The organism is Dactylosporangium sp. NPDC050588 (genome assembly GCF_040654975.1).
Classification (GTDB): domain Bacteria; phylum Actinomycetota; class Actinomycetes; order Mycobacteriales; family Micromonosporaceae; genus Dactylosporangium; species Dactylosporangium maewongense.
Genome location: NZ_JBFAJA010000009.1, coordinates 39689 through 59243 on the forward strand (window position 1 = coordinate 39689; position 19555 = coordinate 59243).

Genomic DNA, 19555 nt, shown 5'->3' on the forward strand with positions numbered 1-19555 from the left:
GCCCACCCTCACTCACCGCGGTCTCGCCCGTGATCCTCGCCGGACGGCGCCGGCGGACCTGCCCTTGCGCGCATTGCGTGAGAGGCACGCCCGCGACCGCCGTACCCCCGAGGAGGGCCCAGCCATCATGGCCGTTGTCACCGTGCGCAATCCCGGCACCGGCGAAGTGCTGGGGGAGGTGCCCGAGACCGGCGCGGCGCAGGTCGCCGCGACCGTCGAGCGGGCCGGCAAAGCCCAGCGGGCGATGGCCGCCGCCCCCGCACACGAGCGCGCCGCGCTGCTGCGCCGCGTCGCCGACCTGATCGAGGCCGAGCTCGAAGGCCTCGCCCGGCTCCTCGCCGCCGAGAACGGCAAGCCGATCCAGCAGACCCGCGGCGAGGTCGAGGCCGCGATCCGCATCTTCCGCGCGACCGCGGGGGAGGCGACCAGGCTCTTCGGCCGGCAGATCCCGCTGGACGCCGTGCCGGGCCTGGAGCGGCACCTCGCGGTCACCATCCGCGAGCCGCTCGGCGTCGTCGCCGCGCTCGTGCCGTTCAACTATCCGGTCGAGCTGTACGCGCACAAGGCCGCCGCCGCCCTCGCCGCCGGCAACGCGGTCGTCGTGCAGCCCCCCGCCCGCTGCCCCCTGGCGGTGCTGCGGATCGCCGAGCTGGTGGAGCAGGCGGGAGCACCCCGCGACGCGCACCAGGTCGTCATCGGCGGTGCCGAGGTCAGCCGGCAGCTCGCCGAGATGAGCGGGATCGCCGCCGTCACCCTGACCGGCAGCACCGCCGCCGGCCGCGAGATCGCCCGCCTGGCCGCGGGCACGCTCAAGCAGGTCCACCTGGAGCTCGGCGGCAACGACGCGCTGATCGTCTGCGCCGACGCCGACGTGGAGGAGGCCGCCCGCGCCGTCGTGCTGGGCCGGCTCGCCCGGGGCAACGGGCAGATCTGCTGCGCGGTCAAGCGGGTGTACGTCCAGACGGCGGTCCACGACGCGTTCGTCGACGCCCTGGTCGCGCAGACCGCGAAGCTGACCGTCGGCGACCAGCTGCTGGAGTCCACCGACGTCGGCCCGCTCATCGCCGAGGAGGCCGCCGGGCGGGTGCTCGACGCCGTCCGGACGCTCGTTGCCGACGGCGCCCGGCTCGTCGCCGGCGGGGTCCGCACGCGGGCCTTCATGGACCCGACCGTGCTGGTCGACGTGCCCGCCGCCAGCCCGGCGTTCGCCGAGGAGATCTTCGGGCCGGTGGCGCCCGTGGCCCGCTTCGACGACCCGGCGGAGGCGGTCCGGCTCGCCAACGACTCCCCGTACGGCCTGCACGCCGCCGTCTTCACCCGGGACATCTCCCGCGCGCTGAGCATCGCCAAGCAGCTGGACGTCGGCGGCGTCGTCGTCAACGGCTCGACCGCGCTGCGGGCGGAGAACCTGCCGTTCGGCGGCACCAAGGACACCGGCGGCTACCGCGAGGGCGTCCACGACACGGTCCTCGACCTGACCCGGCAGAAGACGGTCGTCGTCATGGACGCCTTCCGATGACGCTGCGGCTGCGCGACGTCCACAAGTCCTACGCCGGCGTCGAGGTCCTGCACGGGGTGACGCTGCACGGCGAGCCCGGCGAGGTCCTCGCGATCGTGGGCGCCAACGGCGCCGGCAAGTCCACCCTGATCAAGGTGCTCGCCGGAGTCGTACCGATGAGCTCCGGCACCCTCTCGTGGGACGACGCTGAGCTGACCCTGCGCACCCCGCACGACGCGCACGCCGCCGGCATCCGCACCGTGCACCAGGAGCTCTCCCTGGTGCCCGAGCTGTCGGTCACGGAGAACCTGCTGATGGGCGACTTCCCGCGCCGGTTCGGCCTGATCGACTGGCCGGCCGCGCACCGGCGGGCCGGCCGGCTGCTGGAGGAGATCGGCTTCGGCGGCATCGACCCGCGGCTGAAGGCGGCCACGCTGTCCGTGGCCCGGCAGCAGATGGTCGAGATCGCCAAGGCCCTCGTCAGCGAGCCCCGCGTCCTCGTCCTCGACGAGCCGTCCGCGGTCCTCGCCGGCGCGGACCTCGACGCGTTGTTCGCCGTGATCCGGCGGCTGCAGGAGCGCGGGGTGCTGGTGGTGTACGTGTCGCACCGCCTCGCCGAGGTCCTGGAGCTGGCCACCCGCATCGTCGTGGTCAAGGACGGCCACGTCGTGGCGACCACCACCCCGGACGCCACCGACGAGGGCACCCTCATCCGGCTCATGGCGGGCCGGACCGTGGACCGGATCTACCCGGAGCGCCGGCCCGTCCTGGAAGCGCTGCCGGGGGAGCCGCTGCTGACCGTCGACGGGCTCGGCAGGACGGGGGAGTTCGAAGACGTGTCGTTCACGCTGCGGTCCGGCGAGATCGTGGGGCTCTTCGGCCTCGTCGGGTCGGGCCGCAGCGAACTGGCCGCGTGTCTGTTCGGGGCCGCCCGCCCGGCCGCGGGCGCGGCGTTCCGCAGCCCGAAGGAGGCGATCCGGGCGGGCGTCGCGATGGTGACCGAGGACCGGGCCGGCAGCGGCCTGGTGCTCGGCATGACCGTCCGGGACAACATCGGCCTCACCACCTGGCGGTCGACCGCCCGCGGCCCGTTCATCGACCGCACCCGGCAGCAGGCTTCCGTGCACGGCATGATCGAGCGGCTCGGCATCCGCCCCGACCGGTGCGCGGGCATGCCGGTCGTACACCTGAGCGGCGGCAACCAGCAGAAGGTCGTGCTCGCCAAGTGGCTGCTCACCGGCCCCCGCGTGCTGATTCTCGACGAGCCGACCCGCGGGGTCGACATGGCCACCCGGGTCGAGATCTACCGCACCGTGGACGGGCTCGCCCGCGCGGGAATGGGCGTGCTCCTCATCTCCTCCGACCTGACCGAGGTGCTCGGCGCCACCGACCGGGTCCTCGTCATGCGGCAGGGCCGGCTCGCCGGTGAGCTGCCGTCCGAAGGCACCACCGAGGAACAGGTCCTGGAGAGGGCGATCGAGTGACAACGTTGGCACTTCGGATCCGCAACCGGGACGTGACCGTCGAGGCGGCCTTCGCGCTGCTGATCGCGGCGCTGATCGTCGTCGCGGCCACCACGTCGGACAGCTTTCTCAGCGGCACCAACATCACCAACCTCCTCAAGCAGATGGTCACGACGGGGCTGCTCGCCTTCGGCATGCTCGTCGTGATCCTCACCGGCGGGATCGACCTGTCCGTCGGGTCGGTCGTCGCGTTCGCCGGGATCGTGACCGCGGGCCTGGCCGCGGACCTGCCGATCCCGCTGGCGATGGCGGCCGGCGTCCTGTGCGGGCTCGCGTTCGGCGCGGTCAACGGCGTCCTGGTGGCCCGGTTCGAGCTCGCGCCGTTCGTGGTCACCCTCGCGGCGCTCACCACGGTCCGCGGGCTCGCGTTCGTCTACTCGGAGGTGCCGATCGCACCGGCCGACCCCGCGTTCCTCACGCTGGGCTCGGCCATGGTCGGCCCCGTCCCCCTGATCACGCTGATCATGCTGGCCGTCTTCGCGATCGGTGGCGTGTTCCTGGCCCGGACGCCACCCGGGCGCTCGATCATCGCCATCGGCGGCAACGCGGAGACGGTCCGCCTGGCGGGCATCGACGTGCGACGGCACATCGTGCTCGCCTACTGCGTCAGCGGCTTCTGTGCCGGACTCGCCGGGGTCATCCTGACCAGCCGGGTCGGCATCGCACAACCCAGCGTCGGGGTCGCCTTCGAGCTCGACGCGATCGCGGCCTGCGTCATCGGCGGCGCGAGCCTGTCCGGAGGCCGGGGTTCGGCGAAGGGTGCCTTCGGCGGGGTGCTCGTCCTGGTCCTGATCAACAACCTGCTGAACCTGTACGGCGTGCAGTCGTTCTGGCAGCAGGTGCTCAAGGGACTGATCATCATCGCGGTCATCCTCGTGCAGCGCTCGAGGCGGCCGCGCTCCGTCGCGAAGGGACGCGCATGAGAAGAGCCTTATCCCTGCTTCTGGTGGCGGCGCTGGGCCTCACCGCCTGCTCCGACGACCCCGCGGGGAAGGACGAGTACACCGTCGGCGTCGCGAACTTCCTGCTCAGCGGGCCGTACTTCAGCGGCATGGACGCCGCGATCGCCGCGCAGGCCAAGACCAAGGGCAACGTGAAGATCGTCAGCACCGACGCCGGGGGCGACGCCGCCAAGCTCGCCGCCAACGTCGAGGACCTGCTCAGCAAGAACGTCGACGCGATCATCATCTCGGGCGGCCCGCTCGAGTCGGCGCCGGCCGCCCTGAACGCGATCAAGGCGGCGGGCAAGCCCGTCGTGCTGGTCGACCGGAAGTTCGCCACCGGCGAGTACACCAGCTGGATCGGGCCCGACAACGAGGCCATCGGCAAGCAGGACGGCGAGTTCCTGGCGGGCCGCGTCAAGGGCAAGGTCGCGATCATCAAGGGCGGGCCGGCGGACAACTCGATCGGTCTGGCCCGCACCAACGGGTTGAAGTCGGTGCTCGGTACCAAGGCCGACATCACCCTCGTCGAGGCCCCCGACTTCGGCAACTGGGGCTCCGACGGCGGGCTCACCGTCATGGAGGGGCTGCTCGCCAAGCACCCCGATCTCGTCGCCGTCTTCTGCGAGAACGACGCGATGTGCCTCGGCGCGCAGCGGGCGATCGCCGCCGCGGGCAAGGCCGGGCAGATCGTGCTCGCCGGCGTCGACGGGCAGGCCGAGGCGCTCAAGGCGATCCTCGACGGCACCAACTACGTCGTCACCGGCCTCAACAGCCCGAAGGTGATCGGCTCGCTCGCCCTGGACCGCACGGTCGAGGTCCTCGGCGGCGCCAAGGTCGAGAAGGACACCGTCGTGCCCTCGCCGCAGATCACCAAGGACAACGCGTCCCAATACCTCTAGGAGCGTCCACATGAGACGACTGCTCGTAGGTGCCCTGGTCGCCGGTTCGCTGGTCGCGATCCCGGCCGCCCCCGCCGCGGCGGCACCGACCTGGCGGCTGCTCTACTCCGAGAACTTCGCCCAGCCCATCAACACGGGCAACGCGCCGTGGGTCCGCGAGACCTACGCCAACCCGTTCGACACCATCACCGACGACGCCGGGCAGTGGTACCGCAACGACTACGGGCCCGCCTGGACGACGCAGTTCAACTCGTTCGACACGTACCGCAAGGAGTTCACCGTCGGGCAGAACGGCTGGCTCACCGCCTCGCTGTCGGCCCGCGACTTCAACAAGGACGGCGTGCTGGAGGCGCCGCCGTCGATCACCACCGCCACGGTCGGCGGGTCCAGCGCCGCGGTCCTCAACGTGCCCGAGAGCACCGGCGGCGCGATCTTCCGCCCGACGCAGGCGCTGCCCGACCAGTACCGCATCGAGTACAAGCTCAAGACGATCGACTTCGGCGGCAAGCGCAACGGCACCATCAACTACAACGGCCGGGTCAACGGCTACTCCACCGCGGGCTGCAAGACCCAGCACCCGTGGGGCGAGGGCTCCAACAGCCCTGGCTGGAGCGGCGACGCGTCGGTGCCCTACTGCGAGTGGCAGGACGTGCGGGCCGGACCCTACGGGTACAACGGCTTCCACTTCCTGTCCATCGTCGACTTCGCCAACCCCGCGCCGCGCAACAACCACTTCTGGCACTACCACCGCAAGGTGCTGATGGACTCGTTCTCCCAGCACCCCGACCGGGTCGGGTCCGGCACCGGCGGCCGGGTGTGCAACGCCGCGAACAACACGTACTACAACTACCGCGACGGCAACTTCAACACCGTCAACATGTGGATCTCCGGCATGCCCAACTGGAACCCGGGTGCCGGCGGCCTGCCCGGCAACTCCCAGTGGTTCATGACCAGCTGCTCCGGCGGCGCCGCGGAGAACCAGCTGTCCAGCGCCGCGGAGCTGCAGCCGGAGCTCATGCCCAACGAGTACTACACGTTCGCGATCGAGCGCGACGCGACCGGCTACACGCTCGAGGCGAGCGGCAACTTCGCCCGCTCCGGGCAGCGGACGCTGCGCTTCCACCGCGACTTCGTCGTCAACAACGTGCCGATCTGGCACTACAACACCACGGCCGTCGGGTACAACGGCCAGTTCAACGGCAACCTGGTGCAGAACGACGACTTCGGCAGCACCACGTGGCCCAACCAGTGGCCGTCCGGCTCGGCCTACCCCGACTCGTTCGTGATCGGTGACCTCTACACCAACGTGTACGAGGGATCCGCCAGCCTCACCGACATCAAGCTCTTCGTGCCCGACACCGCGCCCGCGCCCAACCTGGCCCTGAACAAGGCGGCCACGGCGTCGTCGCAGTGCGCGGCGGCCGAGGCGCCGGCGAAGGCGGTCAACGGCAGCTGGACCGGCGGCCTGTCGGACAAGTGGTGCGCGCTGGGCACGAACAAGTGGCTGCGCGTCGACCTGGGCTCCAACCAGCAGGTCGGCAGGATCGTCCTGCGGCACTCGGGGGCGGGCGGCGAGAAGGCCAGCTGGAACACGAAGGACTTCGACCTGCAGACCAGCCTGGACGGCACCACCTGGACGACCGTCGCCCAGGTGCGGGGCAACACCGCGAACACCACCACGCACACGTTCACCCCGCGGACGGCACGACATCTCCGCCTGAACGTGATCACCCCGACGAACGACAGCGACACCGCCGCCCGGATCTTCGAGCTGGAGGCGTACGCGGCCTGACCGGCGGCCCCTGGGCGAGGCTCAGCTGAGCCTCAGCGACGCGACCTCGCCCAGGGTCTTGTCGGGCCGGGTGCCCTCGACCGTGACGTGGGCGGAGCGGCCGTCGAGCACCAGGACGCCGACCGCGTTGCCGAAGTACGGGTCGGCGGTCTTGTCCCAGCGGACCGGCGGTGGGGGCAGGCCCACGGAGCGGGCGAGGGCCCGCATGAGCTTCGCGGCGGGCGGGTTCCAGCCGAACTTCATCGCCGGTCGGATGTATTTCGGCATGTCGTTGTGCACCGGCGAGCAGGTGAGCTGGTGCACCGGGGTGACGACGGACGGGCCGAGGTGTGCCCGGGCCGCATAGGAGTGGTGAACGTCACCCGACAGCACACTGATCGTCGCCGGGGGCGGCGAGACCCCGCCCTCACCCGCGCCGACCTTGCTCAGCAGGGCGGTGAAGTCGTCGAACGAGCGGGTGAACGCCGCCCAGTGCTCCAGGTCGACCGCCTGGCGGAGCTTCTCGCCGAACTTCGACACCCAGTCGCGCGGCGACTCGGCGATCCGCTCGGTGGCGGCCTCCAGGTGGTGGATGGCCGGCGGCAGCAGCCACGGCAGCGAGGAGCCGATCAGCAGGTGGTCGTAGTCGCCGGGGATCCGCTCGGTGAGCCACCGCCACTCCGACTCCCGCAGCATCGCCCGGTGGCCGCGCTCCAGCACGCGGGCGGCGCGGTTGTCGACCACGATCAGCCGGGTCCGGTCGATGTCGATGGCGTAGCTCCACCGGTACTCGGCGGGCTCGTGGTCCGCGCGCGTGCCGAACGCGTCCAGGACCTCGGTGGCGTCCCCGCCGGCCTGAACGACCGCCGTGTACATCTTGTCGTCCTCGAGGGCGCTGGGCGCGATGTTGCCCAGGTGCTGGTAGACCCAGTAGGAGGAGAGACCGGCCTGGATGCGCTCCTCCCACCAGGACAGGTCGGCCATCTTGGCGCGCCACCGGTCGGAGGTGTTCCAGTCGTCGATGATCTCGTGGTCGTCGAAGATCATGACACTCGGGACGGTGGACAGCAGCCAGCGGATCTCCGGGTCGCCCCACGAGTCGAGGTAGAGCTTCGTGTACTCGTGGAAGTCCACCACCTGCTTCTTCGGCGCGTCGGCGCGGCGCTTGCGGCGGCGGAGCCATTTCTGGATCTTCTCCGGGGTCTCGTCCGCGTAGACCTGGTCGCCGAGCAGCACGAGCATGTCAGGCCACTCGGTGGGCGCGTCGGCGTTGATCGACTCGATCAGCCGGCCCGCGTAGGCGTCCAGGGCGTCCGGCGGGAAGCGGGTCACGCTCAGCGGGCTCGACTCGCGGCAGGAGCCGAAGATCAACCGCACGGGTACGCCGGCCGGTCTCGTGCGGATCGCCGAGGGTGGCGAGGTCGAGTCCGGCGGCGGCCAGACCTCGGCGCCGTCGATGCGCACGGTGTACGGCGTGACCGCCTCCTCCGGCAGCCCGGACACCACGACCAGGGCGTAGTGGTGCCCGTGGACGGTGAACGTGCGGGCGGAGCCGCCGGCGGGGGAGGCGTCGACCTCGACCGTCGCGGGGTGCGAGGTCTCCACCCAGATCGTCGCCCGGTCGCCCTCGACGCGGCGCAGGACGGGGCCCAGGAGCAGCGGGCCGTGGTCTTCGTCGAGCGACCGGGGCGAGTCGTCCTCCGGCATGTCATGGACCTCCAAGACGGTGGCAGGACGTGAGGGGGTGCACTGAAGATGATCCTGCGTGGGCCGACCTGGCGCCACTGCAGGCCCCGGAGCGCGTCGTCTGGGAGGATTCCTGCCATGGAGTCGTACATCGTCTTCGGCCTGGTGCTGCTCGTCGTGGTGATCGGGGCGACCCTCGCGCTGGTAGCGCCCCGTTTCCGCAAGCCACCGACCCTCCCGCCGGCGCAGAAGCCGACCGTCGCCCCTCCCACCAAGCAGGTGCCGCCCGCTCCGCCGAAGGCGCCGCCGGTGAAGACCGTGCCGCCGCCGGTGAAGGCCCCGCCGCCCGTCGTGGAGGCGCCGCCGCCGACCGTGGAGGCGCCGCCGCCGGTGGTCGAGGCCCCGCCGCCCGTCGAGGTCCCGCCGGTCGAGGTGCCCGAGCCGACCGCCGGGCGGCTGGTGCGGCTGCGGGCCAGGCTGTCGCGCTCGCAGAACGTGTTCGGCAAGGGGCTGCTCGCGCTGCTGTCGCGGGACAGGCTCGACGACGACACCTGGGACGAGGTCGAGGAGACCCTGATCGGCGCCGACGTCGGCGTCGCCGCGACCACGGAGATCGTCGGGAAGCTGCGCGAGCGGGCCCGGGTGCACGGCACCGCGACCGCCTCGGAGCTGCGCGGGATGCTCGCCGACGAGCTGGTCGCCGCCCTCCAGCCGGAGATGGACCGCAGCCTCGCCGCCACCGCCCGCGACGGGCGCCCGGCGGTGCTGCTCGTCGTCGGCGTCAACGGCGCCGGCAAGACCACCACCTGCGGCAAGATCGCGCGGGTGCTGATCGCCGACGGTCACACGGTGCTGCTGGGCGCGGCCGACACGTTCCGCGCCGCCGCCACCGAGCAGCTCGCGACCTGGGGCAGCCGGGTGGGCGCCGAGGTGGTCCGGGGCCCGGAGGGTGCGGATCCGGCGTCGGTGGCGTTCGACGCGGTCAAACGGGGTATCGATACGAGTGTGGACACCGTGCTGATCGACACCGCCGGCCGGCTGCAGAACAAGGTCGGTCTGATGGACGAGCTGGGCAAGGTCAAGCGCGTCGTGGAGAAGCACGGGCCGGTCGACGAGACCCTGCTGATCCTCGACGCCACCACCGGGCAGAACGGGCTGGAGCAGGCGCGGGTGTTCACCGAGGTGGTCGACGTCACGGGCGTGGTGCTCACCAAGCTCGACGGCACCGCCAAGGGCGGGATCGTCATCGCCGTCCAGCGCAAACTGGGCATCCCGGTGAAGCTGGTCGGCCTCGGCGAGGGCCCCGACGATCTGGCGCCCTTCGATGCCCGGCAGTTCGTCGACGCACTCGTTGGCACGGACGCGTAACCTCGACGGGAAGCACCAGTCGGAAAGCAAGGCACGCGAAGCTCGATCGGGACGCGAAGGACGACACGTGACGCAGCAGGAGATCCCCCTCCACGGCGGAAACACCTCCGTCGTGGTGCGCTCGGGAGACACCGTGCGCCGCAACGCCGGACCCTGGACGCCGGCGGTGCATGCGCTGTTGCGGCACCTGGAGTATGTCGGGTTCACCGGCGCGCCTCGGGCGTTCGGTATCGACGAGCGGGGCCGCGAGGTCCTGTCCTACCTGGAGGGCGAGCCGGGTAGCTATCCGCTCGCCCCGCACTGGGTGACCGACGAGGCGATGGTCACCGTGGCGACCATGCTGCGGATGTTCCACGACGCGCAGGCCGGGTTCCGCCCGCCGCCCAACGCGGTGTGGCGCTCCTTCGGCCCGCCGCCGCCGGACACCGAGGTCATCTGCCACCACGACGCGGCGCCGCACAACGTGATCTGGCGGCCCGACGGGACGCTGTCGCTGATCGACTTCGACCTCGCCTCGCCGGGCGCCAGGATCTACGACGTCGCCTATGCCGCGTGGACCTGGGTGCCGCTCTTCTCCGACCGCGACTCCTACACGCTCGGCTGGAAGCGGCCGAACCGGCCGCGGCGGCTGCGCATGTTCGCCGACGCGTATGGGCTGACCCCGCGTGACCGGCACCGCCTCGTGCGCGTCATCCGGAAACGGATTGTTGATCACATCGAGGGAATTCGACGCATGGCGGCCGCGGGAGACCCCGCTTTCGTGCGGATCGTGCACAAGGGACATCTCCGTCGTCCGGTCCGTGACCTGCGGCTCATCGACTATGAGCGGCACACGCTCGAATACGCCCTTCGATAGGGCTATTTGTGTGTGAGCGTTTCTTCACACGCTGGAAACATGACGTGACGCCTTAGAAATCGCTCAGCGCCGGTGCGCGAAACGTGAGCCCTGGAAGCTCTCGCGCAACCGGCTGGAAGGGCGACGCTGCTTCTTCAGGTCGGGAGGGAGGATCTCGACTACTAGGAGGCCAGCGTGCCTGAAGCGACCATCGATACCGGCAACACCGCTTGGTTGCTGGTTTCGACAGCGCTTGTGCTGCTCATGACGCCGGGTCTGGCACTGTTCTACGGTGGCCTGAACCGTTCCAAGGGCGTCCTCAACATGATGATGATGAGCTTCTCGACCATCGGGCTCGTCAGCATTCTCTGGCTGTTCTACGGCTTCTCGGCCTCGTTCGGCACGGACAGCCTGGGTGGCTTCATCGGTAACCTCGGCGACTACATGGGCTCCAAGACCTACACGGACCTGTTCTGGGGTGCCACGGACGAGAACCCGTCAGGCATCGGCATCCCGACCTACGTCTTCATGGTCTTCCAGATGACGTTCGCCGTCATCACGGTCGCCCTGATCAGCGGCGCGATCGCCGACCGGGCCAAGTTCGCCGGCTGGCTGCTGTTCGCGTTCGGCTGGGCCACGCTCGTCTACTTCCCCGTCGCCCACAACGTGTGGGGCGGCGGCTGGATCTTCCAGAAGCTGCACCCGCTCGACTTCGCCGGTGGCACCGCCGTCCACATCAACGCCGGTGCGGCAGCGCTCGGCGTGGCGCTGGTCCTCGGCAAGCGCATCGGCTGGCCGCGGGAGAGCATGAAGCCGCACAACGTGCCGTTCGTCGCCCTCGGCGCCGGTCTGCTGTGGTTCGGCTGGTTCGGTTTCAACGCGGGCTCCGAGCTCACGGTCGACGGCGTGACCGGCCTCGCGTTCGTCAACACCCAGGTCGCGACCGCCGCCGCGGTGCTCGGCTGGGTCATCGTCGAGTGGATCCGTGACCGGAAGCCGACCCTGGTCGGTGCCTCCTCCGGCGCCATCGCCGGTCTGGTCGCGATCACCCCCGCCTGTGGCTTCATCGACTCGTGGGCCGCGGTCCTGCTCGGCCTGGCCGCCGGTATCGTCTGCGCCCTCGCGGTGAGCCTCAAGTACCGCTTCGGGTTCGACGACTCGCTCGACGTCGTGGGCGTCCACTTCGTCGGCGGCTGGCTCGGCTCCCTGGCGCTGGGCTTCTTCGCCAACTCGGACATCAACTCGGCGATCACCGACGTCGTCGGCGCCAAGGACGGCCTGTTCTTCGGCGGCGGCGCGGCCCAGCTCGGCGCGCAGGCCGCGGCGAGCGCCATCGTGACGGTCTACTCCTTCGCGATCGCCTTCGTCCTCGCCTTCATCATCGAGAAGACGATCGGGTTCCGGGTCAGCGCGGAGGCCGAGGTCGAGGGCATCGACATCTCGGAGCACGCGGAGAGTGGTTACGATCTCCACAACCCGGGTGGTGGCGGCGGCTCGACCGGTGCCTTCGCCCTGGCGGGGATCGGTGGTTCGGCAAGCGCATCAGCACCGGCGGCGCCGGCGCCGGTGGAAAAAGTCGTCGGTTAGCGTCGAGGGATGACGGAGGGAATGGGCATGAAGCTGGTGACCGCGGTCATCAAGCCGTACCAGCTCGACGCGGTGAAAGAGGCCCTGCACGCGCTTGGCGTGGCCGGCCTGACCGTGAGCGAGGTTCAGGGATACGGGCGTCAGAAGGGCCACACCGAGGTCTACCGCGGTGCGGAGTACACGGTGGAGTTCGTCCCGAAGATCCGCGTCGAGATCGTCACCGACGAGCTGGACTTCGAGAAGGTCGTGGACGCCATCGTCACCGCCGCCCGCACCGGCAAGATCGGTGACGGCAAGGTCTGGGTCACCTCGGTCGACGAGGTCATCCGGGTCCGCACCGGCGAGCGCGGCCTCGACGCGCTGTAGCCGGCACACGTGACGCAACTTCCGGCGCCCGCCCCGGTGCTTTCCACCGGGGCGGGCGCCGCCGCGCGAGCCTCGCGCTCGGCGGCCCTCGACTCCTGGCTCGTGGATGTCTACACGTCGGCGGGCGGTGCCGCTGAGGGCGCCGCGCTGGTCGCCGTCGGCGGTCTCGGCCGCCGCGAATGCGCCCCGCGCAGCGACCTCGATCTCGTCCTGCTCCACTCCGCCGGGGCCGCCGACGCCGCGGACGAGGTCGGCACGCGGATGTGGTACCAGATCTGGGACGCCAAGTTCGCGCTCGACCACTCCACCCGGACCCCCGAGCAGGCCCTGGAGCTGGCCCAGAAGGACCTGAAGGTGGCGCTCGGGCTGCTCGACGCCCGGCTCGTCGCCGGCGACGGCCGCCTGCTGGACCGCCTGCACGCCGACGCCGTCGCGCAGTGGCGGCGCGAGGCCCGGCACCTGCTGCCCGCGCTGCGCGCGCTCACCCAGGCCCGCTGGGAGGCCCACGGCGAGCTGGCCTTCCTGCTCGAAGGCGACGTCAAGGAGTCCCGGGGCGGCCTGCGCGACGTGGGCGTGCTGCGCGGCATCGGCTTCGCCGGCGTCGCCGACGGTCCCCGGCCGGCGGTTCGCGGCGCGTACCGCACCCTCCTCGACGTCCGCGACGCGCTGCACGCCGTGCGTGGGCGCCGCGTCGACCGGCTGCTCGCCCAGGACCGCGACGAGGTCGCCGAGCTGCTCGACCTCGGCGACCGCGACGAGGTGCTGCGACGCATCGCGGAAGCCGCCCGCACCATCGCCTACGCCAGCGACGACGCCTGGCGCGCGGTCGAGCGCTGGTCCTCGCCGGCCACCCGCGGCCACGCCGGGCGCCGGCCCCTCGCCCGTGACGTCGTCGAGCAGCACGGCGAGGTCGTCCTCGCGCGGGCGGCCGTGACGCCGCGGCCCGACCCGTCGCTGCCGCTGCGCGTCGCCGCCGCCGCGGCCCGCGCCGACCTGCCGATCGCGCACGCGACGCTGGAGTGGCTCGGCCAGTTCGCCGCGCCGATGCCGCAGCCGTGGCCGACGCCGGCCCGCGACGCCCTGCTCACGCTCCTGGGCAGCGGCCCGTCGATGATCTCGATCTGGGAGGCGTGCGACCGGTACGGGCTGGTCGTGAACTGGCTGCCCGAGTGGGCCCGGATCCGCAGCCTGCCCCAGCACAACCCGGTGCACCTGTTCACCGTCGACCGGCACCTGGTCGAGACCGCCCGGCACGCCGCGAAGCTGTCCCGCGACGTCGACCGCCCCGACCTGCTGGTGCTCTGCGGCCTGCTGCACGACATCGGCAAGGGCCTGCCCGGCGACCACAGCACCGTCGGCGCGCCGATCGCCGCCGACATCGCCGCCCGCCTCGGCCTGCCGCCCATCGACGTCGACCTGGTCGAGAGGGCCGTCCGGCTGCACCTGCTGCTGCCGGACACGGCGACCCGCCGCGACCTCAGCGACCCGCGGACGATCGCCGGGGTCGCCGGCGCCGTCGGCGACCACTCGACCCTGGCCGTGCTGCACGCGCTCGCCCGCGCCGACGCCGCCGCGACCGGGCCCGCCGCCTGGTCCGACTGGAAGGGCCGGCTCATCACCGAGCTGGTCCGGCACGTCGAGCGGGCTCTGGACACCGGGGTGGTCGCGCCGCCGCCGTCGCCGGCCGCCGCGCTGCCCGTCGCCGGGAAGCTGCCCGCGGTGCACGTCGACACCGACGTCGTGTCGGTGACCGCGCAGGACCGGCGCGGGCTGCTCGCCGCGGTGGCCGGCTGCCTGTCGCTGCACCGCCTCGACGTGGTGGCCGCCGACACGGTCAGCACGGGTGACCTGGCCAGGATGGTCTGCGCCGTCCAGCCGCGGTACGGCGGGGAGGTCGACCGGGAGGCGGTCGCAAGCGACCTGCGCCGCGCCGTGCTGGGCGAGCTGCCCGTCGCCGAGCGGCTCGCGGCCCGGGAGCGCTCCGCCAGGCAGCGCAACACCGTCCCGCCGCGCGTGGTGTGGCAGCCGGCGAGCGCCGCCACCGCCGCCACCGTCCTTGAGCTGCGCGCCTCCGACACGCCGGGGCTGCTCTTCCGGGTCGCGTACGCCCTGGAGGACGTCGGCGCCGACGTGCGCTCGGCCCGCATCTCGACCCTCGGCGGCGAGGTCGTCGACGCCTTCTACCTGGCCGGGGAGCTGTCCGCGGACGACCGCGCCAGGGTGGCGGACGCGGTGCTGCAGGCGGCGACGCCCGGGTAGCGTCGGTTACCCTTTGCAGCAGCGCCTACCTCGAGGACGGATTCGTCGTGTTTGACACCCTGAGTGATCGGCTCTCCGGCATCTTCACGAAGCTGAAGGGCAAGGGTCGGCTCACCGAGGCGGATGTCGACGCCACCGCGCGGGAGATCCGCCTCGCGCTGCTCGAGGCCGACGTCGCACTGCCGGTGGTGAAGGACTTCATCGCCCGGCTCAAGGAGCGCGCCCGCGGCGCCGAGGTGTCCAAGGCCCTCAACCCGGCCCAGCAGGTCATCAAGATCGTCCACGAGGAGCTGGTCGCGACGCTCGGCGGCGAGGCGCGCCGGCTGCAGTTCGCCAAGACCGCACCGACCGTGATCATGCTCGCCGGCCTCCAGGGCTCCGGCAAGACCACCCTGGCGGGCAAGCTCGCCCGCTGGCTCAAGGCACAGGGCCACCAGCCGCTGCTCGTCGCCTGTGACCTCCAGCGCCCCAATGCCGTCAACCAGCTGCAGGTCCTCGGCGGCCGGGCCGGCGTCGAGGTCTATGCGCCGCAGCCGGGCAACGGCGTCGGCGACCCGGTCAGCGTCGCCCGCGAGTCGATCGAGCACGCCCGCCGCCAGATGCGCGACATCGTGATCGTCGACACCGCCGGCCGGCTCGGCATCGACGCCGAGATGATGCAGCAGGCCGCCGACATCCGCGACGCCGTCGACCCCGACGAGGTCATCTTCGTCATCGACGCGATGATCGGTCAGGACGCGGTCACCACCGCCCAGGCCTTCCGTGACGGCGTCGGCATCACCGGTGTCGTCCTGTCGAAGCTCGACGGCGACGCCCGCGGTGGTGCGGCGCTCTCCGTCCGCCACGTCACCGGCCAGCCGATCATGTTCGCGTCGACCGGTGAGAAGCTCGAGGACTTCGACGTCTTCCACCCCGACCGGATGGCCTCGCGCATCCTCGGCATGGGCGACGTGCTCACGCTCATCGAGCAGGCCGAGGCCGCCTTCGAGGACGACCAGAAGGAGCGGATGGCCGCCAAGCTCATGGGCGGCGAGACGTTCACCCTGGAGGACTTCCTCGAGCAGCTGCAGGCCGTGCGGCGGATGGGCCCGATCGCCAACGTGCTGGCCATGATGCCGGGCATGGGGCAGATGAAGGACCAGATCGCCGAGATCGACGACAAGCACTTCGACAAGGTCACGGCGATCATCCGCTCGATGACCCCCGGCGAGCGCACCAACCCCAAGATCCTCAACGCGTCGCGCCGGGTGCGCATCGCCAACGGCTCCGGCGTCACCGTCACCGACGTCAACCAGCTGCTCAACCGCTTCGCCGACGCGCAGAAGATGATGAAGCAGATGAGCGGCATGATGGGCATGCCCGGCATGCGGCGCAAGGCCACCAAGTCGCCGAAGAACAAGCGCAAGGGCGGCAAGAGCGGCGGTGGCGGTGCCCGCCAGCCCCGGCTCGGCGGCGTGCCGCAGCTGCCGCCCGGCTTCGACCCGGCGGCCATGGACCCGAATGCGGCGGGCCTGCCGGCCGGCTTCAAGCTGCCGAAGCTCGACTTCTCGAAGCTGCAGAAGCGTGACGGACAGTCCTGAGACGCTGCACGTCCGGGGCGTTCTCCTCCCGGACGACACGCAGACCGACATCTGGCTCGTCGGCGACCGGGTGACGCTGTCACCCGTGCCGGGTGCCGTGACCGTCGCCGACGGCGGCTTCGTCCTGCCGGGGCTCGTCGACGCGCACTGCCACCTGGGCATCGCACAGGGCGGGCACCCGTCCGCCGGCGTCGACGCCGCCCGGGAGCTGGCGCTGGTCGACCGTGCCGCGGGCGTGCTCGCGATCCGTGACGCGGGGTCGCCCATTCCGTACCCGATGCTCGACGACGACCCGGAGATGCCCCGGCTGGCCAGGGCGGGCCGGCACGTGGCGCCGCCGAAGCGCTACCTGCGCGACATCGGCGTCGAGGTCGGCGCGGCATCGCTCGCCGAGGAGGTCACCCGGCAGGCCGGTCTCGGCAACGGCTGGGTGAAGCTCGTCGGTGACTGGATCGACCGGGGCGTCGGCGACCTCGCGCCCGCGTGGGACCTGGACGCGATGGCCGGCGCGGTCGCCGCCGCGCACGCCGCCGGGGCCCGTGTGGCCGTCCACACGTTCGCCGAGGAGTCCGTCGCGGCGCTGGTCCGCGCGGGCGTCGACTCCGTCGAGCACGGCACGGGCCTGTCGCTCGACGACATCGATCTCATGGCCCGGCAGCGGACCGCGCTCGTCCCGACGATGATCAACATTGCGACCTTCGGCGGGATCGCCGCGACCGCCTCCGCCAAGTTCCCGGCGTATGCCCAGCACATGCTGGACCTGAGGGACCGTTTCCCATCGGTGGTGCGGGCGGCGCACGAGGCGGGAGTGCCGATCTACGTCGGCAGTGACGCCGGTGGCGGCATCGCGCACGGGCTCGCCGCCCAGGAGATGCTGCTGCTGCACCGCGAGGCCGGCATGCCGGCGCTCGACGTGCTGCGGGCCGGCTCCTGGGGCGCCCGCGAGTGGCTGGGCTTCCCGGGCCTCGTCGAGGGCGGCCTCGCCGACCTGGTCGTCTACGACGGCGACCCCCGCGCGGACCTCACGGAGCTGCTCCGGCCCCGCCGGATCGTCCTCAAAGGCCGGGTCGTCAGGTGACACTGAGCCCCGGACGGGCCGTGCTGCACCGGCATTTCGCCCGTGACACGCTCGTCTGGGCGCCCCTGGCCAGGGTCGTCGCCGACGACGAGCTCGGGCTGCGTCTGTGGATGGCGACCGGCAGCCCGCTCATCCGTGAAGTCACCACCGACGGCCGGGGGCCGCGGGACATGCCCTTCGCCGAGTGGGTGCTCGCGCCGAAGAAGATCATCCAGGATGTGTACCGAGGACCGAGCACGCTCAAGTTCAACCCGCGCGGCGCCGCGTACTCGGTGTGGTGGCTGTTCGACCCCGCCGGTCGCTTCCGGGCCTGGTACGTCAACCTGGAGGAGCCGTCCGTCACGTGGGACGACGGTGCCGTGGCCGGCGTCGACCTGACCGACCAGGACCTGGACATCTGGGTCTGGCCCGACCGGCGCTGGGACTGGAAGGACGAGGACGAGCTCAACGAGCGCCTCGCCTTCCCCGAGCACTACTGGGTGGGCGACGCCGAGGCGGTCTGGGAGCAGGGACGGCGGGTCGTGCCGGCGATCGAGGCCGGCGCGTGGCCCTTCGACGGCACCTGGACCGACTTCCGGCCGCCGGCCGGCTGGAGCATCCCCCCGCCCGTCGCCGAGGGCTGGGACCGACCGAGGGAGCGTCGTTGAGCGTGAGGTTCACGCCCGGGCAGGTCGTCGTGCACCGCAACGTGCGCCTGGGCCGGATCGGCTGGGTCCGGCCGGCCCGGGTCGTCTCCGACGACGAGCGCGGCCTGCTGCTGTGGATCGCCCGGGGCACCCCGGTGGTCAACGAGGTCTCCGGCGACGGCTTCGGCATGCGCACGATGCCCTTCGCCGAGTTCGTGACCCGGGGCACGGCGCTGAAGCACAGCACCTGGGACGGGCCCGGCGTGCTCAAGCTGCACCGGCCCGGCGACCCGGCGCACTCGGTCTGGTGGTTCCACGACGATCGGGACCGCTTCAAGAACTGGTACGTCAACCTGGAGCGCCCGGCGGTCCGCTGGAGCGACGAGGGCGGCGCGTCCGGCGTCGACGTCACCGACTGGGACCTCGACATCGTGGCGGCTCCGGACCGGACCTGGCACTGGAAGGACGAGGAGGAGTTCCTGGAGCGCCTCGCCCTGCCGGAGCACTACTGGGTGCCTGACGAGGCCTTCGTGCGGGCCGAGGGTGAGCGGGTCGTGAAGGAGATCGAGGCGGGCGACTTCCCGTTCGACGGCACGTGGACCGACTTCACCCCGCCGGCGAACTGGACGGTCCCGGATCTTCCGCGGGGTTGGGACCGCGGTTTTTGCGGTGGGTAGCGGGTCTGGCACAATGGACGGCTGGTATCAGGTTTCGCGTCGAGCCCTCTAACCCGGCGTCGGGTCCTTTCCATCAGAGCAGCCGAAGGCGCCAATCCCCACGGTGTCCGGACGTTCGCTCGGCTTCCACACAGATCCAGGAGCGAGCAACCAAGTGGCCGTCAAGATCCGGCTCCTGCGGATGGGCAAGATCCGCAACCCGCAGTACCGCATCGTCATCGCCGACTCGCGCACCAAGCGTGACGGTCGGGCGATCGAGTTCGTCGGGCTCTACCACCCGAAGGAGGAGCCCTCGCGCATCGAGGTCAACTCCGAGCGCGTCCAGCACTGGCTGTCGGTCGGCGCGCAGCCGAGCGAGGCCGTGCAGGCGATCCTCTCCAAGACCGGTGACTGGCAGAAGTTCAAGGGTCTGCCCGCGCCGGCCGAGCCGCTGAAGGTCAAGGCCGTCGCCGCCGACCGCCGCGCCACCTACGAGGCCGAGGCGCAGGCCGCCGCCGGTCTCGCCGAGGCGCCGAAGGCGAAGAAGGCCGAGCCCAAGAAGAAGACCGAGGCCGAGGCTCCGGCCGAGGCCCCGGCCGCGCAGGCTGAGGAGCAGACCGGTGCCGGCGCCGGCGCGGAGGCCTGACGTGTTGCGCCCCGCGCTGGAGCACCTGGTCAAGGGCATCGTCGACAACCCTGACGATGTCCGCGTCCGCATGGTCGACTCCCGTCGCGGTCAGCGCCTCGAGGTCCGGGTCAACCCGGAGGACCTCGGCACGGTGATCGGTCGCGGTGGCCGCACCGCGAAGGCGCTGCGCCAGGTGATCACGTCGATCGGTGGTCGCGGCGTCCGCGTCGAGATCGTCGACGCGTACTGAT

General features: G+C 71.6%; 17 protein-coding genes. 16 read left to right on the plus strand and 1 reads right to left on the minus strand.

Annotated elements, in window-relative coordinates:
* Positions 1–127: 127 nt before the first annotated feature.
* From AB0I21_RS07880 to AB0I21_RS07900, 5 genes are read left to right on the plus strand one after another with little or no spacing between them, the layout of a single operon-like run.
* Positions 128–1519, plus strand: a complete 1392-nt coding sequence (locus tag AB0I21_RS07880; RefSeq protein WP_360559615.1) for an aldehyde dehydrogenase family protein — start codon at positions 128–130, stop codon at positions 1517–1519.
* The gene (locus AB0I21_RS07885; RefSeq protein WP_360559616.1) at positions 1516–2982 is read left to right on the plus strand and encodes a sugar ABC transporter ATP-binding protein; all 1467 of its coding nucleotides are present in this window, start codon (positions 1516–1518) and stop codon (positions 2980–2982) included. The genes AB0I21_RS07880 and AB0I21_RS07885 overlap by 4 nt, the downstream gene beginning before the upstream one ends.
* Positions 2983–2987: 5 nt before the next feature.
* Positions 2988–3944, plus strand: a complete 957-nt coding sequence (locus tag AB0I21_RS07890) for an ABC transporter permease (RefSeq protein ID WP_360559617.1) — start codon at positions 2988–2990, stop codon at positions 3942–3944.
* Positions 3941–4864 carry a substrate-binding domain-containing protein gene (locus tag AB0I21_RS07895; RefSeq protein ID WP_360559618.1) on the plus strand — a complete coding sequence of 308 codons (924 nt, stop codon included), beginning with the start codon at positions 3941–3943 and terminating at the stop codon, positions 4862–4864. The genes AB0I21_RS07890 and AB0I21_RS07895 overlap by 4 nt, the downstream gene beginning before the upstream one ends.
* A 10-nt stretch (positions 4865–4874) precedes the next feature.
* The gene (locus AB0I21_RS07900) at positions 4875–6656 is read left to right on the plus strand and encodes a discoidin domain-containing protein (protein WP_360559619.1); all 1782 of its coding nucleotides are present in this window, start codon (positions 4875–4877) and stop codon (positions 6654–6656) included.
* A gap of 21 nt (positions 6657–6677) precedes the next feature.
* On the opposite strand, the gene AB0I21_RS07905 is transcribed toward AB0I21_RS07900, so the two are convergent.
* Positions 6678–8342 carry an alkaline phosphatase D family protein gene (locus tag AB0I21_RS07905; RefSeq protein ID WP_360559620.1) on the minus strand — a complete coding sequence of 555 codons (1665 nt, stop codon included), beginning with the start codon at positions 8340–8342 and terminating at the stop codon, positions 6678–6680.
* A 117-nt stretch (positions 8343–8459) separates the two neighbouring features.
* Between AB0I21_RS07905 and ftsY the strand changes: the two genes are divergently transcribed.
* The 11 genes from ftsY to AB0I21_RS07960 all read left to right on the plus strand — a co-directional run bounded on the left by ftsY (position 8460) and on the right by AB0I21_RS07960 (position 19554).
* On the plus strand, positions 8460–9689 hold the full coding sequence (gene ftsY, locus AB0I21_RS07910; protein ID WP_360559621.1) for a signal recognition particle-docking protein FtsY: 1230 nt from the start codon (positions 8460–8462) through the stop codon (positions 9687–9689).
* A gap of 67 nt (positions 9690–9756) precedes the next feature.
* Entirely contained in the window at positions 9757–10545 is a 789-nt protein-coding gene (locus tag AB0I21_RS07915) for an aminoglycoside phosphotransferase family protein (protein ID WP_360559622.1), read from the plus strand.
* A gap of 174 nt (positions 10546–10719) precedes the next feature.
* Positions 10720–12111, plus strand: coding sequence for an ammonium transporter (locus AB0I21_RS07920; RefSeq protein WP_360559623.1), 1392 nt, complete (start codon positions 10720–10722; stop codon positions 12109–12111).
* A gap of 27 nt (positions 12112–12138) precedes the next feature.
* Positions 12139–12477: a P-II family nitrogen regulator gene (locus AB0I21_RS07925; protein WP_033358035.1), complete on the plus strand. Its 339-nt coding sequence runs from the start codon at positions 12139–12141 to the stop codon at positions 12475–12477.
* A gap of 9 nt (positions 12478–12486) precedes the next feature.
* Positions 12487–14736: a [protein-PII] uridylyltransferase gene (locus AB0I21_RS07930; RefSeq protein ID WP_360559624.1), complete on the plus strand. Its 2250-nt coding sequence runs from the start codon at positions 12487–12489 to the stop codon at positions 14734–14736.
* Positions 14737–14783: 47 nt separating this feature from the next.
* Positions 14784–16316, plus strand: coding sequence for a signal recognition particle protein (ffh, locus tag AB0I21_RS07935; RefSeq protein WP_360559625.1), 1533 nt, complete (start codon positions 14784–14786; stop codon positions 16314–16316).
* Positions 16300–17394: an amidohydrolase family protein gene (locus AB0I21_RS07940; protein WP_360559626.1), complete on the plus strand. Its 1095-nt coding sequence runs from the start codon at positions 16300–16302 to the stop codon at positions 17392–17394. Before ffh ends, AB0I21_RS07940 begins: the two co-directional genes overlap by 17 nt.
* Positions 17391–18041 carry a DUF402 domain-containing protein gene (locus AB0I21_RS07945; protein ID WP_360559627.1) on the plus strand — a complete coding sequence of 217 codons (651 nt, stop codon included), beginning with the start codon at positions 17391–17393 and terminating at the stop codon, positions 18039–18041. The genes AB0I21_RS07940 and AB0I21_RS07945 overlap by 4 nt, the downstream gene beginning before the upstream one ends.
* Positions 18042–18043: 2 nt before the next feature.
* On the plus strand, positions 18044–18697 hold the full coding sequence (locus tag AB0I21_RS07950) for a DUF402 domain-containing protein (RefSeq protein WP_360559714.1): 654 nt from the start codon (positions 18044–18046) through the stop codon (positions 18695–18697).
* A gap of 154 nt (positions 18698–18851) precedes the next feature.
* The gene (rpsP, locus tag AB0I21_RS07955) at positions 18852–19322 is read left to right on the plus strand and encodes a 30S ribosomal protein S16 (RefSeq protein ID WP_360559628.1); all 471 of its coding nucleotides are present in this window, start codon (positions 18852–18854) and stop codon (positions 19320–19322) included.
* Positions 19297–19554 carry an RNA-binding protein gene (locus tag AB0I21_RS07960; protein WP_033357826.1) on the plus strand — a complete coding sequence of 86 codons (258 nt, stop codon included), beginning with the start codon at positions 19297–19299 and terminating at the stop codon, positions 19552–19554. The genes rpsP and AB0I21_RS07960 overlap by 26 nt, the downstream gene beginning before the upstream one ends.
* Position 19555: the final 1 nt, after the last annotated feature.

Excerpts from the sequence above, each read along its gene's own strand:
- AB0I21_RS07895 (WP_360559618.1), top strand. The coding sequence starts at position 3,941 with ATGAGAAGAGCCTTATCCCTGCTTCTGGTGGCGGCGCTGGGCCTCACC.
- AB0I21_RS07905 (WP_360559620.1), bottom strand. The coding sequence starts at position 8,342 with ATGCCGGAGGACGACTCGCCCCGGTCGCTCGACGAAGACCACGGCCCG.
- AB0I21_RS07900 (WP_360559619.1), top strand. The coding sequence starts at position 4,875 with ATGAGACGACTGCTCGTAGGTGCCCTGGTCGCCGGTTCGCTGGTCGCG.
- AB0I21_RS07880 (WP_360559615.1), top strand. The coding sequence starts at position 128 with ATGGCCGTTGTCACCGTGCGCAATCCCGGCACCGGCGAAGTGCTGGGG.
- ftsY (WP_360559621.1), top strand. The coding sequence starts at position 8,460 with ATGGAGTCGTACATCGTCTTCGGCCTGGTGCTGCTCGTCGTGGTGATC.
- AB0I21_RS07925 (WP_033358035.1), top strand. The coding sequence starts at position 12,139 with ATGAAGCTGGTGACCGCGGTCATCAAGCCGTACCAGCTCGACGCGGTG.
- AB0I21_RS07885 (WP_360559616.1), top strand. The coding sequence starts at position 1,516 with ATGACGCTGCGGCTGCGCGACGTCCACAAGTCCTACGCCGGCGTCGAG.